The 14547-nt window shown below is 59.2% G+C and carries 15 protein-coding genes and 1 riboswitch; of the genes, 14 read left to right on the top strand and 1 reads right to left on the bottom strand.

Going from position 1 to position 14547, the window contains the following annotated elements:
* The 3 genes from GFC01_RS07750 to aroB all read left to right on the top strand — a co-directional run.
* A partial coding sequence (locus GFC01_RS07750; RefSeq protein WP_152946060.1) for a chorismate synthase occupies positions 1-756 on the top strand: 756 nt, incomplete at its 5' end.
* A gap of 121 nt (positions 757-877) precedes the next feature.
* Positions 878-1414, top strand: coding sequence for a shikimate kinase (locus GFC01_RS07745; RefSeq protein WP_152946059.1), 537 nt, complete (start codon positions 878-880; stop codon positions 1412-1414).
* Positions 1396-2508, top strand: coding sequence for a 3-dehydroquinate synthase (gene aroB / locus GFC01_RS07740; RefSeq protein ID WP_152946058.1), 1113 nt, complete (start codon positions 1396-1398; stop codon positions 2506-2508). Before GFC01_RS07745 ends, aroB begins: the two co-directional genes overlap by 19 nt.
* Before the next feature lie 12 nt (positions 2509-2520).
* Here the strand turns inward: aroB and GFC01_RS07735 are convergent, their stop codons facing one another.
* Positions 2521-3696 carry a sensor domain-containing diguanylate cyclase gene (locus GFC01_RS07735; protein ID WP_152946057.1) on the bottom strand — a complete coding sequence of 392 codons (1176 nt, stop codon included), beginning with the start codon at positions 3694-3696 and terminating at the stop codon, positions 2521-2523.
* A gap of 425 nt (positions 3697-4121) precedes the next feature.
* Here GFC01_RS07735 and GFC01_RS07730 point away from each other — a divergent pair, with 425 nt between their 5' ends.
* The 11 genes from GFC01_RS07730 (at position 4122) to GFC01_RS07680 (ending at position 14539) form a co-directional block, all read left to right on the top strand.
* A complete protein-coding gene (locus GFC01_RS07730) occupies positions 4122-4883 on the top strand; it encodes a prepilin peptidase (protein ID WP_152946056.1) in 762 nt (253 codons plus the stop codon).
* A gap of 2 nt (positions 4884-4885) precedes the next feature.
* The gene (locus GFC01_RS07725; RefSeq protein WP_152946055.1) at positions 4886-6583 is read left to right on the top strand and encodes a GspE/PulE family protein; all 1698 of its coding nucleotides are present in this window, start codon (positions 4886-4888) and stop codon (positions 6581-6583) included.
* Positions 6584-6608: 25 nt separating this feature from the next.
* Positions 6609-7694, top strand: a complete 1086-nt coding sequence (locus GFC01_RS07720; protein ID WP_152946054.1) for a type IV pilus twitching motility protein PilT — start codon at positions 6609-6611, stop codon at positions 7692-7694.
* Between the two features lie 67 nt (positions 7695-7761).
* Positions 7762-7850, top strand: a riboswitch (cyclic di-GMP riboswitch).
* Between the two features lie 66 nt (positions 7851-7916).
* Positions 7917-9137: a type II secretion system F family protein gene (locus tag GFC01_RS07715; protein WP_152946069.1), complete on the top strand. Its 1221-nt coding sequence runs from the start codon at positions 7917-7919 to the stop codon at positions 9135-9137.
* Between the two features lie 130 nt (positions 9138-9267).
* On the top strand, positions 9268-9792 hold the full coding sequence (locus GFC01_RS07710; RefSeq protein WP_152946053.1) for a type II secretion system protein GspG: 525 nt from the start codon (positions 9268-9270) through the stop codon (positions 9790-9792).
* Positions 9793-9947: 155 nt separating this feature from the next.
* On the top strand, positions 9948-10445 hold the full coding sequence (locus tag GFC01_RS07705) for a type II secretion system protein (protein WP_152946068.1): 498 nt from the start codon (positions 9948-9950) through the stop codon (positions 10443-10445).
* A gap of 119 nt (positions 10446-10564) precedes the next feature.
* A complete protein-coding gene (locus GFC01_RS07700) occupies positions 10565-11146 on the top strand; it encodes a prepilin-type N-terminal cleavage/methylation domain-containing protein (RefSeq protein ID WP_341473827.1) in 582 nt (193 codons plus the stop codon).
* A 76-nt stretch (positions 11147-11222) separates the two neighbouring features.
* Positions 11223-11816, top strand: coding sequence for a prepilin-type N-terminal cleavage/methylation domain-containing protein (locus GFC01_RS07695; RefSeq protein WP_152946052.1), 594 nt, complete (start codon positions 11223-11225; stop codon positions 11814-11816).
* A gap of 98 nt (positions 11817-11914) precedes the next feature.
* Positions 11915-12295 carry a prepilin-type N-terminal cleavage/methylation domain-containing protein gene (locus GFC01_RS07690; RefSeq protein ID WP_194174862.1) on the top strand — a complete coding sequence of 127 codons (381 nt, stop codon included), beginning with the start codon at positions 11915-11917 and terminating at the stop codon, positions 12293-12295.
* A 24-nt stretch (positions 12296-12319) separates the two neighbouring features.
* Positions 12320-12979 (top strand): prepilin-type N-terminal cleavage/methylation domain-containing protein, encoded by a 660-nt coding sequence (locus tag GFC01_RS07685; RefSeq protein ID WP_152946050.1) that lies wholly within the window; start codon positions 12320-12322, stop codon positions 12977-12979.
* A gap of 54 nt (positions 12980-13033) precedes the next feature.
* Positions 13034-14539, top strand: coding sequence for a PilX N-terminal domain-containing pilus assembly protein (locus GFC01_RS07680; RefSeq protein ID WP_152946049.1), 1506 nt, complete (start codon positions 13034-13036; stop codon positions 14537-14539).
* Positions 14540-14547: the final 8 nt, after the last annotated feature.

Below are 14547 nucleotides of genomic sequence, written 5' to 3'. Positions count from 1 at the left end.
GGGGTGGAGACTGCTGTCGGGGAAGGCGGGGGGATATGTTCCGGTGATGTCTCTCCCGGTGCCGCCACCGGCCGGGACGGCACACCGCCGCCTTCCGGCAGCTTCCCGGACCTGTCCCACCTGCGGGCGGTACTGGATGCTTCCCCCCTCTACTGTATTCATCCGGAGGCGGCCGAAGCCATGATGCGGGCCATTGACCGGGCCCGGGAAGACGGGGATTCCCTGGGGGGCGTTTTCGAGGTCCGGGTTTACGGCCTGCCGCCGGGACTGGGCAGCTATGCCCAGTGGGACCGGCGCCTGGACGGCCGCCTGGCCGGGGCGCTGATGAGCATCCAGGCCATCAAGGGCGTGGAGATTGGCGCGGGTTTCGCCGGGGCGGCCAGGCCCGGTTCCCGGGTGCATGACGAAATTTTTTACAGCCGGGAGAAGGGCTTTTACCGCCGCACCAACCGGGCCGGAGGCCTGGAGGGAGGCATGACCAACGGTGAGCCCCTGGTGGTGCGGGCGGCCATGAAGCCCATCCCCACCCTGTATAAGCCCCTGCGCAGTGTGGACCTGGCCAGCAGGGAACCCTTTGAGGCTTCCGTGGAGCGTTCCGACATATGTGCCGTGCCGGCCGCCTGTGTGGTGGGTGAAGCGGTGGTGGCCTGGGAACTGGCGGCCGCCTGCCTGGAAAAATTTGGCGGCGACACCATGGAAGAATTGAAGATAAATTACCGGTCTTACCTGGAATATCTTAAGAGCAGGATTTTTTAAAGGCAAAGGCAGGGCAGGCCGGGTCCGCCGGAAATGCCACGGTTTTCACGGCGGAACGGTGCCGCGGAACCGTGGGGAAGCACGTCATGACGGTATGGAAACCTGCCGGAGGATAGAGATAATGAAAAATATTGTGCTGATTGGCTTTATGGGTACGGGAAAAAGTACTGTGGGCCGGCGGCTGGCTACCCGCCTGGGCCGGGAATTTGTGGACACGGACGAGGAAATAGAACGGGTGACCGGCAAGACCATCCCCCAGCTCTTTGCCCGGGACGGGGAGATTCGTTTCCGTTCCGAAGAAGCCCTGGTGGTGAAAAAGGTGGCCGCCCGGCAGAACCTGGTGGTGGCCACCGGGGGCGGTGTGGTGCTGAACCCGGAAAGTGTGCGGATTCTGCGGGAGAACGGGGTATTCATCGGCTTAACCGCCGACCCGGAAGTGATCTACCAGCGGGTTAAGCGCAAGCGCAACCGCCCCCTGCTGAACGGGCCGGGGGATACCCTTGACCGGATCAGGGAGTTGCTGGCCGCCCGGCAGGAGGCCTATGCAGTGGCGGATTTTACCGTGGACACCGGCCGGCACGATCTGGAGGAAGTGGTGGAGATGATTGTGGAATATCTAAAAGAGAAAGGATGTATTCCATGCAGGAAGTTTACATAAATCTGGGTCCCCGCAGCTACTCCATTCACATCGGCCCCGGCCTGCTGCCCCGCCTGGGGGAATACCTGCGGGGCTTTCCATTCACCCGCCGGGCGCTGCTGGTGACCAACCCCACCGTGGGGTCCCTTTACGCTTCAGTGGTGGAAGCCGCCCTGGCCGGGGCCGGTTTTGAGGTCATCCGGTCAGAGATGCCCGACGGGGAGGAATACAAGATCCTGGCCACGGCCGAAAAGCTCTACGACCTGGCTTACACCCGGGAACTGGACCGGCGTTCCCCGGTGGTGGCCCTGGGGGGCGGCGTGGTGGGGGATCTGGCCGGCTTTGTGGCCGCCACCTACTTGAGGGGCGTCCCTTTCATCCAGGTGCCCACCACGCTGCTGGCCCAGGTGGACTCCAGCGTTGGCGGCAAGGTGGCCGTAAACCACCCCCGGGGCAAAAACATCATCGGTGCTTTTTACCAGCCCCGCCTGGTCCTGGCCGACCTGGGCGTGTTGAAAACCCTGGACCCCCGGGAAGTACGGGCCGGGCTGGCCGAGGTGATCAAGTACGGGATAATAGCCGATGGAGGATTTTTTACCTGGCTGGAGGAAAACCTGGAGGATCTTCTCGCTCTGGATGCTGAAGCGCTGACTCACGCCGTGGCCGTTTCCTGCCGGATAAAGGCGCAGGTGGTGCGGGAGGACGAAACGGAACAGGGCCGCCGGGCCATTCTCAACTTCGGCCACACCGTGGGCCACGCCGTGGAGGCCCTCACCGGATATGCCGCCTACCGCCACGGGGAGGCGGTGGCCATGGGCATGGTGGCCGCGGCCCGCCTGGCAGTGGCCCTGGACATGCTGAAGGAGGGGGAGGCCGCTCGCATCGAAAGGCTGATCCGCCGGGCCGGCCTGCCGGTGGAAATGCCGGCCGGGCTGTCACCGGATGAACTGCTGGACTCCATGCGCCGCGATAAGAAGGTGTTGGCCGGCCGCCTCACCTTTGTGCTGCCCGTGGCCGTCGGGCGGGTGGAAATAGTCCGGGACGTGCCTGAGGAAGCGGTGCGGCGGTTATTAATATCTGCCGGAACAAAAGGTGACCCCGGCGGCGGTCGATAGCGCACTTTTTGCTTACTCCCACACCACTTTGTTGCGCCCTGCCCGTTTCGCCCGGAGCAGCCTTTCGTCGGCTATTTTGATCAGGGTGGGGCCGTCATTGCTGTCCGTGGGGTATTCGGCCAGGCCTGCGCTTAAGGTCACATTTTTTACATTCAGAAAGTCAGAAAAAGTCTGCTGGTTAAAGATTTTGCGAAATCTTTCGATTACCGTGACGGCGGCCTGGAGGCCCGTATGGGGCAGGATAACCAGAAATTCCTCGCCGCCGTACCGCGCCACCGTGTCCACCTTCCGCAGGCACCGGCTGGCGGTGTCGGCAATGAGCATCAGCACCCTGTCTCCTTCATCATGCCCGTAGTTGTCGTTAATGGACTTGAATGTGTCCACGTCCAGCAGGGCCAGGGAAAAGACATTGCCGTAGCGCTCGCATCGGAAAATTTCGGTTTGCAGCACTTCCAGCACGTAACGCCGGTTGGGCAGCCCGGTGAGCCGGTCGGTCATGGCCTCCCTCCGCACCGTTTTCATCAGCAGGTTGTTATTGATGATCAGGCTGACGTAGGTGGTGAATATGTCGATGATTTTCAGCGCGTTCTCATCCAGCGCCGGCTCATTCAGCCCCTCCCTGTGATCGATAACCATGTTGATGCAGCCGAAAACAGAGCCGCCGCCCATCAGCGGCAGGCAGAGGTAGCCCTGGGTGGGGGACACTTCTTTCAATTCGGAACAGAAAATTTCCTTTTCCGGTGAGGTGCAGATCAGCGGCCGGCACCTTTTCAGGGCCAGGCAGTCCATGGGATACACCGCGCACCGGTCCTCCTCACCGGCGACCGGAGGTGACGCAGCCACCAGCCTCATCCTGTTGCGGCCGCTGTTGGCGTACAGGAACCTTACCCGGGACTCCGGGTACATCCTGGACAGGAACTTCACCACAATCTCGCATATTTTCCTCTCATCGCTGATGTTGAACAGGATCTCGCAGACATTGGCCACTTCCCACAGGCGGTCGGAAAACTGTTTGATCGCCCGGTACCGGTCGATGAGCCGTTTTTCTTCCATTTCCAGCCTGGCCAGCCTGTCCAGCACATCCTTTTCCTTTTCGGAAAGACCGGTCATCAATTCATGGAACAGGGAATAAATCTGGGTGAAGGTGCCGGCGGGATTTATTTCCGGAGTAAATGTTTCCGGGGACATTGCACTCCTCCTCCAAATGTCCTGGCAATCCGGGAAAAAGGTCCCTGATAATATTAATTCGTTGTTTTATTAAATATTTCCTGCCTTGGATTATGAAAATATAAAAATATACAATCTGCCGGCTGCCGGGAGAGGGAGCCTTTGAGAAAATGGACGTGCTTCCTTCCGGTGTTTCCGGCGGAATGACAGGGGGTGGCTTTTCGGCAATCCCCGTGTTATGTTTTAAGTTGCCCGATCGGTTGCTTCCTTGTTTGCCATTTAATATAATAACTGGGTAGGGAAATGGACATTACTTTACGGTAGCACGGCGGACCGGTCAATGGGCCGGCGGGCCCATACCGGCGGGGGCACCGGAGGCTTTTTCGAGCTGATCTCTAAAAAGATATTCACCAGAAAAATTATGGCCTTGAGGAGAGATTGAGAAGTTGCCCGCAGGGTATTATTTATTTGTCTTCTTTATCTTAGGCCTTTGTATCGGCAGCTTTTTAAACGTATGCATCTACCGCCTGCCCCGGGGGATGTCCCTGCTGGCACCCCCCTCCCACTGCCCGGCCTGCGGCGCACGCCTGGGCCCTCTGGATTTAATCCCCGTGGTGAGCTATCTTTTCCTGCGGGGCCGGTGCCGTCACTGCAACGGGGCGATCTCCCCCCGCTACCTCCTGGTGGAGCTTTTGACCGGGGCCGGCTTCCTGCTGATTGCCCGGGAACACGGCCCGCACGTTCATACTGCCGGCCTGCTGGTCCTCTTTTCCGTCCTCGTGGCGGCCAGCTTCATTGACCTCGACCACCGCATCATCCCCGACCGGCTCATCCTGTTTGCTCTGGCCGCCGGCATACCCCTGGCCGCCCTCCAGGGTGCGGAGGTTCTCAAAGACGGCTTCTGGGGCTCTGTGCTGGGGGGCGGAATATTGTTGATCGTGGCCCTGTTTTCGCGGGGCGGCATGGGCGGGGGAGACGTGAAGCTGGCCTTTGCCATAGGATGGTACCTGGGCTGGCAGGAGACACTGGTGGCCCTGTTCCTGGCCTTTGTCCTGGGTGCCGTGCTGGGTGTCCTGTGGGCGCTCAGGACGGGGAGAACCCTTAAAACGGCCATCCCCTTCGGCCCGTTTCTTTCATCGGGGGCCATGCTGGCCGTTTTGACGGGGGATAAGCTTATTTCCTGGTATCTGAACCTGTGGGGTGGTTGAAAATGGCCGCTGTTTACACCAAAAAGCGCCTGGGGGACCTCCTTTTGCAGACCGGGTTGATTACCCGGGAGCAGTTGAACCAGGCGCTCGAGGTGCAGAAGCAGACCGGGGAGCGCCTGGGCCGGGTTCTCATCAACCTGGGCCTGGTCACGGAGCAGGACATCCTGAACACCCTGGAAATGCAGCTGGGCATTCCCCAGATTACCCTGATGGACAAAGTCGACCCCGTGCTGATCAAATCTCTCCCCGAGGCCGTCCTGCGCCGGCATAAGGTGGTGCCCGTGAAAAAAGAGGGACGGCGGCTGATCGTGGCCATGTCCGACCCCCTGAACCTGGTTGCCCTGGATGACATCCGCCTGACCAGCGGGCTGGAAGTGGAGCCGGTGCTGGCCCGGGAAGAGGAAATCGACGCCGTCCTCCAGAAGGTATTCGGCCTTACCTTTGTGGAGCAGGCCTTCGGCCAGCCGGCCGCCCCAGAGGAGCGGGAAATCCAGACCCTCACCCTGGCGGCGGGGGATGAGGTGCCCCCGGAGGAAGCACCGGTGGTGCGCCTGGTCAACACCATCATTGCCCAGGCGGTGGCGGAAAAGGCCAGCGACATTCATATTGAACCACAGGAGGACCGGGTGCTGGTGCGTTACCGGGTGGATGGGTTGTTGAGGGAAGCCCTTACTCTGCCCCGGCATATCCGCTCCAACCTTACTACCAGGATCAAAATCCTGGCCGGCCTGGACATTGCCGAAAAGCGCCTCCCCCAGGACGGCCGGTTTCAGGTTAAGTACGGAGAACAGGAAATAGATGTGAGGGTATCCACCCTGCCTACGGTCCACGGGGAAAAGGTGGTCCTGCGTTTGCTGCTTAAGAGCGGGCGGATCCTGCCCGTTGACCGGCTGGGATTCCACCGCTACAACCTGGAGCGTTTTACAGAGGTAATCCATCGCACTTCCGGCATGATCCTGGTCACCGGACCCACCGGCAGCGGCAAGACCACCACCCTGTACGCGGTACTGGCCCAGTTGAATTCCCCGGAGTGCAATATTGTGACCATAGAGGACCCGGTGGAGTACCTCCTGCGGGGGATCAACCAGACCCAGATCAACGTGAAAGCCGGGCTTACCTTTGCCGCCGGCCTGCGCTCCATCCTCCGCCAGGACCCGGACATCATCATGGTGGGCGAAATAAGGGACGGGGAGACGGCCCAGATCGCGGTGAGGGCGGCCACCACCGGCCACCTGGTGCTCAGCAGCCTGCACACCAACGACGCCGCGGGTGCCCTGACCCGCCTCGTCGATATGGGGGTGGAGCCCTTCCTGGTGGCCTCCTCGGTGGTGGGCGTGGTTTCCCAGCGCCTGGTGCGCCTGCTCTGCCCCCGCTGCCGGGAGCCCTACCAGCTCCCGGAAGACGCGCCGGAGAGGATTTTCCTGGGCCTGCCGCCCGGTGAGCCGGTGACCCTTTACCGGGCCGCCGGCTGCCACCACTGCAACCACACCGGTTACCGGGGGCGGACGAGCATCCAGGAGGTGCTGCCCGTGACCCGGGCCATCAGGGAGCTGGTAAATAAAAAAGCTCCTGCCGATGTGATCAAAGAAAAGGCGGTGGCCGAGGGAATGGTCACCCTGAGGGAAGATGGAATAGACAAGGCCCGGCAGGGGATCACCTCCATAGCGGAAGTGATGCGCGTGGCCTATAACGAGTGGTGACGGAAAAGGAAGGTGTTGCGGCGGAATGCATGCCGATGAACTTTTAAAGCTGGCCTTCGAGCTGAAAGCTTCCGATGTCCACCTCACTGCCGGACGGCCGCCCGTCTTCCGGCTTCACGGGAAACTTTTTGCCGCCGACGAGCTGGGCGACCGGGCCGTGCCGGGGGTGGATGATCTGCCCGTCCTCACCGCCGGGGATACCGAGGCCCTGGCCCGCCAGCTGATCCCCGGGGACCGGTTCCAGCAGTTCATGCAGGTGGGCGAGAGCGACCTGTCTTACGCCATCCCGGGAGTGGGCCGCTTCCGCGTGAACGCCTTCAAGCAGCGCGGTACGGTGGCCCTGGCCATCCGCCTCATCCCGGAGCGCATCCCCACCTTCGATGAACTGGGCCTGCCCGAGGTGGTGGCCCACCTGGCCAGGCGGCCCCGGGGCCTGGTGCTGGTTACCGGGCCCACGGGCAGCGGCAAGTCCACCACCCTAGCGGCCATGATCGACCTCATCAACAGCGAAAGCCGCCTGCACATCATCACCCTGGAAGACCCCATCGAGTACGTCCACCGGCACAAGAAGAGCCTGGTCAACCAGCGGGAAATCGGTCGGGACTCCCTTTCTTTTGCTGCCGCCCTGCGCGCGGCCCTGCGGGAAGACCCCGACGTCATCCTGGTGGGGGAGATGCGGGACCTGGAGACCATTGCCACGGCCATCACCGCCGCCGAAACCGGTCACCTGGTGCTGGCCACCCTGCACACCACCAGTGCGGCCCAGACCATCGACCGCATCATCGATGTTTTCCCGCCCCACCAGCAGCAGCAGGTCCGGCTGCAGCTGGCTGGCGCCCTGGAAGGAGTGATTGCCCAGCAGTTGCTGCCCCGCAGGGACCGCCCCGGCCGGGTGGCGGCACTGGAAATCCTGGCGGCCACGCCGGCCATCCGCAACCTGATCCGGGAGGGGAAAACCCACCAGATTGTCTCCCAACTGCAGACCGGGGCCAGGTACGGCATGCAGACCCTGGATATGGCTTTAAGAAACCTCGTCCGTGCAGGGGTGATCGGCAGGGAGGAGGCCCTGGCCAGGGCGGCCGATGCCGAAAATTTGTTAAAAATGATTTAAAACAACCAGCTGGTTATTGACTGGCAGGGCGGCTCCCGTTAAGATAATCTTAGGAAGAGTGCGGCAAAACGAAAAAAGGCAAACCTGCCGAAAGGCAGGGGCGCAAAGCCGCGGGCCTAAAGCGGTGCGAGCCGCCAGGGCAGCCGGGCTGCCGAACTTTCCGGCACGTTCTTCCAGGCGTTTCGCCTGGATTTTTATTTCCGGGAGGTGGTGAGGGGAGCTTTGCCCGTCTATGCCTATCGGGCCCGGGATTTAACCGGCAGGGTGGTTTCCGGCCGCCTGGAAGCCGTCGGGCCGGGGGAGGCGGCCAGGATACTGCAGGGCCAGCGGCTCATCCCCGTGCAGATCCGGGCCGTGCGGGGGGGCGTCGGCCTGACTTTGCGGCTGCCTTCATTCCGGCGTGGGGTCAGGCTGAGGGAGCTGGCCCTCTTCTGCCGCCAGCTTTCCACCCTGGTCAGCGCCGGCGTGCCCCTGGTGGGGGCCATGCGCATTCTGGAGCTGCAGGTGGAGGGCCGGGTGTTCAAAGAGGTGGTGCGCGGGGTGACCGCCCGCCTGGAGCAGGGCCACTCCCTGGCCGAATCCTTCGGCGCCTACCCGTCGGTTTTCCCCGATATCTTCATCAGCATGGTGGAGGCCGGGGAAGTGGGCGGCGTGCTGGACGAGGTGCTGGAGAGCCTGGCCGGCCATTTTGAAAGGGAACACGAGGTGAGGGAAAAGGTGAAGTCGGCCCTCACCTACCCTACCATGGTCCTGGGCTTTGCCGTGGTCATCCTCACCTTCGTGCTCACCTTCGTCCTGCCCCCCATCATCAACACCATCCAGAACCTGGGTGTGCCCCTGCCCCTGCCCACCCGGGTGGTGATGGGAGCCAGCCGCCTGGTGGGGCGCTACTGGTACCTCCTCCCGCTGTTTCCGCTGACGGCGGCTTTCGGTTTCCAGCGCCTGCGGGCCTCGTCCCGGGGCCGGGAGATGTGGGACCGCCTGGTCCTGAAAATGCCCGTATTCGGGCCGGTGCTGAAAAAAATCATCATTGCCCGCTTCGCCCGCACCCTGGCCGCCATGTTCAAAGGCGGGGTGCCCATCATCCAGGCCCTGGAAGTGGTGAAGAAAACCGCCGGCAACCAGGTGGTGGCGGCCGGCGTGGCCAGGGCGCAGGAGAGCGTGCGGGAGGGGCAGGGCCTGGCCGGCCCCCTGGAAGAGAGCGGCATCTTTCCCCCGCTGGTCATCCGCATGATTGCCGTGGGGGAAGAAACCGGCAGCCTGGACGCGCTGCTGGTCCGCATCGGCGCCTTTTACGACCAGGAAGTGAACATCACCGTGGGCCGCCTCTCCAGCGTGCTGGAGCCGGTGCTGATTGTCTTCCTGGGCGGCATAGTGGGGTTCATCGTCCTTTCGGTGCTACTGCCCATGTTCACCAGCATGATGCAGGGGCTGGGCAGGTAGGGCGGTGGTTTCAAAGGTGTCTTACATACTCTAACCGACCGTTTAGGCACCGTTTTCCAGGTCAATTATTTAATTGACAACCCTTGTTTCTTAATTTTATTAAGACACTCTTTTGGGGGAGGAAAAAACTATGCGCAAAAAACTCAAGAACAACCGCGGCTTCACCCTGGTGGAGCTCCTGGTGGTCATCGCCATCATCGGCATCCTGGCCGCCATCATCGCCCCCAACGCCTTCAAGGCCATTGAAAAGGGCAAGGTGGCGACAGCGGAAGCGGACTACAAGGCCATCAAGGCGGCGGCGCTGAATTATTATACAGATACGGGCAATTGGCCCGATAATAATGCGGGCGAAACTGGGTTTGTTAAAGACCCGACTAATGTGCAAGGCTGGAATGGCCCCTACCTGGAGCGCTGGAAAAGCAAAAATCCGTGGGGCAATGATTACCAATATGTAAAAGATACTGACGGTGGAACTTTTGTCACGAATTCTGGGGAGCGTTACCTAACAATCAAAAGTATCCCTAAAAGTGCAGCCGAGCAGATCGATGTTGACTTAGATGGAACGAAAGATGGGAACAAAGGAATTGTTAGATATAGTACCGGCACAACGCCTGATGTTAATATTTTGATCTCAGCTGATGGGCAAGTGCAGTAACTTCTTATACACTTAATGGCCCTATCTATTGTCCTGCCGGCACCTCCGGCGCCGGCAGGACACGCTCCAGACTGGAAATCGCCGTGTGCCCCGTTTCGATGGAGTGAGGTAGTAAACCGGGTCCTCTTTTTCCCGGGAAAGGATGTGAGCCATTGATGTACGTTTTGCTCAGCTTGCGCCGCGACCGCCGCGGCTTCACCCTGGTGGAGCTGCTGGTGGTCATCGCCATCATCGGCATCCTGGCCGCCATTATTGCTCCCAATGCCTTCAAGTCGGTAGAAAAGGCGAAGGTGGCCAAGGCGGAGGCCGACCTGAAGGCCTTTAAGGCCGCAGCACTGAATTACTACACTGATACCGGCAAATGGCCGGAAGACAAAAATCCAGGTGAGGATCCTGGGTTCGTGACCAACGTGGGTAACGTAGACGGCTGGAACGGTCCCTACCTGGAGCGCTGGCCAGAAGCAACGCCCTTCGGCGGGCAGTACGACTGGGATAAATGGAGCGACAGGGCGGGGGTTACTATTGCACACGCTCCTAATTTGACGAACAATCTCATGCTTTTAATTGACAGGGATATGGACGACGGCAATTTAGATACAGGCGACGTGGTAAAGCTCGATTACGGGCTTCAGGTAATTCTGCAACGGTGGTAAAGGCTCAGCTAACGTCATTTCCACGCGGCCCCGGCCAGAAAGAAATTGCCATCTATGTTTTTCCAGTGGTGAAGTAGCAAGCACGTGGTGCCAATATTCTTTTGGAAGCAGGTGAAGCGGTGGTAAATAGTTTATCAAACTTGCGCCGGGACAGCCGCGGCTTCACCCTGGTAGAGCTTCTGGTGGTTATCGCCATCATCGGTATCCTGGCGGCAATTATTACTCCCAGCGCCTTCAAGGCGGTGGAAAAGGCGAAGATATCGCGGGTGGTTGCCGACGTGCGGGCCATAAAGGCGGCCGGTTACGCCTATTACGCCGATACCGGTGACTGGCCGAAGGCAGGGCAGGATTCCTACGACCCTGGGACAGCCGACAACTATGGCTTTCGGTACTTCATGGAAGCCGATGGCAGCAATGGCTGGAACGGGCCGTACCTGGAGAAGCCGCCCGGCTTAACGCCCTGGGGTGGTCATTACCGCTACTGGAAGAGCAGGATTACGGGTACTGTCTATGACGCCGGGGGCAATCCCATTGCAGTTAACAACACCAAATGCGCCGTGGTCACCGTTGGTGGTTTTCCCGACCAGGGCATCCGCGATGCCGTGGACCGGCGCATCCGGGAGAGTGTCGGTTACTCCTATGTGGGGGAAGAAAACGGCACGTACTACATCTCGGTGATCATCTGGATGGAGGGATTATAGTGCCGGCACGCTACCGGTTTGGTTGCCGGAGACCGGGCGTACCATCCGCTTTTTTATAGGCCGGGGGGATTCTGGATTGATTAAACGATTTTCTAAAAATGAAAAAGGTTTCACCCTTGTGGAGCTCCTGGTGGTCATCGCCATTATCGGCATTCTTGCTGCCATCATCATGCCAAATGCCTTCAGGGCGGTACATAAGGCAAAAATTACCAGAGCCATCAATGAGTTAAAAGCTATTGCTGCGGCAGCTATGCAGTTTTATGCCGGTGTGGGAACCTGGCCCAGCGATGCTGAAGGTGCTGATCCAGGCCTGGTTACCAGGCCGGCTGATGCCGGGCGCGGCGATGGGGGGAACTTCGGGTACACAACTGATCTCAGTAACTGGAACGGTCCGTACCTGGAAAAATGGCCCCTGCGCAGCCCCCTGGGCGGGGTGGGTCCCCTGTCCGGAGATGGTGCCTATGGGTGGCATTTGGGGGCAAAGCATCCCGGCTGGGAAGGGCCGGCTTACTGCTGTGCCGCTGAGTTGCGCGGCGTGCCCAAGGATATTTTTGAGCAGATCGACGAGGTTGTCGATGGCGGCGACGGTTGGACAAAAGGGAAGATAAGGTCCTGGGGTGACCCGGCTAATGTTGACTCCTTGCAGTATATTGTCAGTGAGTGGAACTAGTTAACGACTTTGCTTTAGAGGCTTGATACAGGCTGATCGTGTTAGATGAGGTTATTAAAGAAAGGTTTTCTCTTGAAATGAGGGCAAGTGTTTATAGATTGAAAATATTGAGTAGCAATCATGACCGCGCCTTCACCCTGATCGAGGTCCTGGTGGCCGCCGCCATTTTGGTGCTGGTGGCGGCCACCGCCGTAAATCTGCTGGTCTCAGGCAAGATGGCTGCTCAGGCAGCCTGGGAGGATACGGTGGCCGTAAACGCCGCCCAGGCCGTGATGGAGGAACTGCTGGCCAGCTCCCTTGCCGGCGGCGAAAGGCAGGATGAACCGCGGTCCTTTCCCGGCGCGTCCGGTTATGCTTACACATATTCGGTAGATACCTATCAGCCGGATGAGCGTCTGGTCCAGGTGCGGGTCACCGTCCACTACCGGCACCAGGGGCGGGAGCGGCAGCTGGAGCTAGTGACGCTGAAGCGCAGGTGATGATGGATACAGGTGGCGATAATAATGGTGAACGGGGCGAGCGCGTGCAGGCGGCAGGCAATTGTAGCTTTCAGGGCGGGAGCCGCTGAAAGATCCCGGCACGGGAAAACAGGTGCTGAAGGGAAACCGGTTACCGGATGGCGGGCGTGGCTGCCAGGGCTGGCCCTGGGGTGCCGGGGCCTGACGCTGATTGAGGTCTTGGTGACGGCCGTCCTTCTGTCTTTAATCCTGGGGGCGGCCTATTTCGTCGTCGATAGCACCATGCTCAACTGGAAAAAGGGCGACGAGCAGGTTGACGTGCAGCAAAACCTGCGGCTGGCCATGGACCGGCTGACCCGGGAGCTGAGGACAAGCGTTAGTATAGATCCAAATATGGATCTATTTATCGGAAAAGATGAAAATGGCCGGCAGTGTATAATTTTTAAGAATATCCTTAGGCGCCAGAACAACACAGAATACATAGGGTATATTAAGTATTATCTTGATGGCAGCGAGATAAAGCGGGCCACCAGCAGCAATAAAATTAACTGGGAAGGGGACAATCCCGTGGCCGGGCGGGTTCAGGCGGTATCATTCCAGGGAGTTACCGGCTTGCCGGCCACGGTGGAGATAAAGCTCACCGGCACCAACGGTTTTGTTTTAACTTCCCGCGTGACCGTGCGGATGATGCGCGAACAAAATTAATTTTCCCGGAATAAATGTTCCGTATAGAAGAGAATTTGGGGAGGGCATCTTGCATTGACCGGCGGGCGCAAGGGAAAATTCAAGAGCGGGCAGGTATGCCGGAGGCTTCCTGGTTTCTGGAAAAACATGCGTGCTGGAGCACAAAAAGGCGCGGCCCTGATCACGGTGCTCCTGCTCACCCTCCTGCTCCTGGTCTTTGCCGGCTCCCTGGTCCAGCTGACCACGGTGGACAAAAGAATGTCCGCCAACCAGGTGGCCATGACCCAGGCCCTCTACCTGGCCGAGGCGGGGGTGGAAATGGCGGTCGTCCGCCTGGCCGGGAATTTTGATGCCGGGCCGCCGTCCACGCCAATCGTGTTGGGGAACGGCCGGATCTCAAAAATTACCGTGAGCCCGGTGGATGCCAGCACCAGAGAGATCCTGGCCGAGGGGCGGGCGGGCAACGCCCGCAAGGCACTCAAAGTGCGTGTCCAGCGCACGGTTGCCCCCGTGCTGCAGAACGCCCTTTGTGCCGGAAATTCCCCTAACTTAAGCGGCAACGTATCTATTAGCGGCAACTTGTTGATTAACGGCAATTTGGAAACTGGCTCCAGTATAAGCCTTACCAATTCCAGGCTGGTGGTGGTGAAGGGCAATCTGGATAATGAAAATGGTAGCATCAACATTTTGTCCGGAGGCAGCCTTTTGGTGGGAGGCAACCTCTACAATAGACACGGCCGCATTGAAACTCCGGGCTACCTCCAGGTGGACGGCAGCATTGATAACGCTTCAGGCACCGTAATTTTCTCCCCCGGCGGGATCTACTACACCCCTTCCACGGAATACCCGGGGGGCACGTTCATCATTCAAAATGACGGCCAGGTACCCCGGCTGGACGGCCCGCGGGAAAATATTGCCAAACTGGTTGAGCCGGCGGACAACCTGGACCCGGCGGGAAAAGTGGCCGCCTACCAGGGCTATCCCCGTTTGGCCGTGACCGAACAGGGAAACAAATATGAGTTTGACTTCACCGGTAAAACTGCCGGCACCTATTACCTGGATACCACTACTTTGGGTGGACAGGATAATAAAGTCCAAAAAATCCAGCTTGCGGGTACATACACCGGGAAATGGTTCATAGCTGTTAAAGGGGACGTGGAGATCAAAGGTAATTTAATGCCGTCGAATGCAAGCCAGGATGTTCTGGTTTTGCTGGTGGATGGTATGGTTAAAGTATCCGGAAATGGGAATGTTAATAATAGTAATGGTAATGGTAATGGTAATGGTAATAGTAATGGTAATGAAAATGGCAATGGCAATGAAAATAGAAACGGAAATGAAAATGAAAATGAAAACGGAAATGAAAACAAAAGTTTAAGTGCCATTATATATGCAAGCCGGTTCGAGGCTGCTGGGAGCAGTACCATCAGGGGGACGGTGGTTGCCCAATCTTTTGATGTCGGTGGTAACGCGAGCCTGATTCAGGATAATAACCTGATCCGGAACGCCGTTCCCGTCCTGCCGTCAGATCTGGTCACTATGAAAATTATTTCCTGGCGGGAGGAATACGACGTATTTTGATTTCCCGA

The organism is Desulfofundulus thermobenzoicus, from assembly GCF_009428905.1.
GTDB lineage: Bacteria > Bacillota > Desulfotomaculia > Desulfotomaculales > Desulfovirgulaceae > Desulfofundulus_A > Desulfofundulus_A thermobenzoicus.
This window is presented reverse-complemented; position numbering and strand designations above follow the sequence as displayed.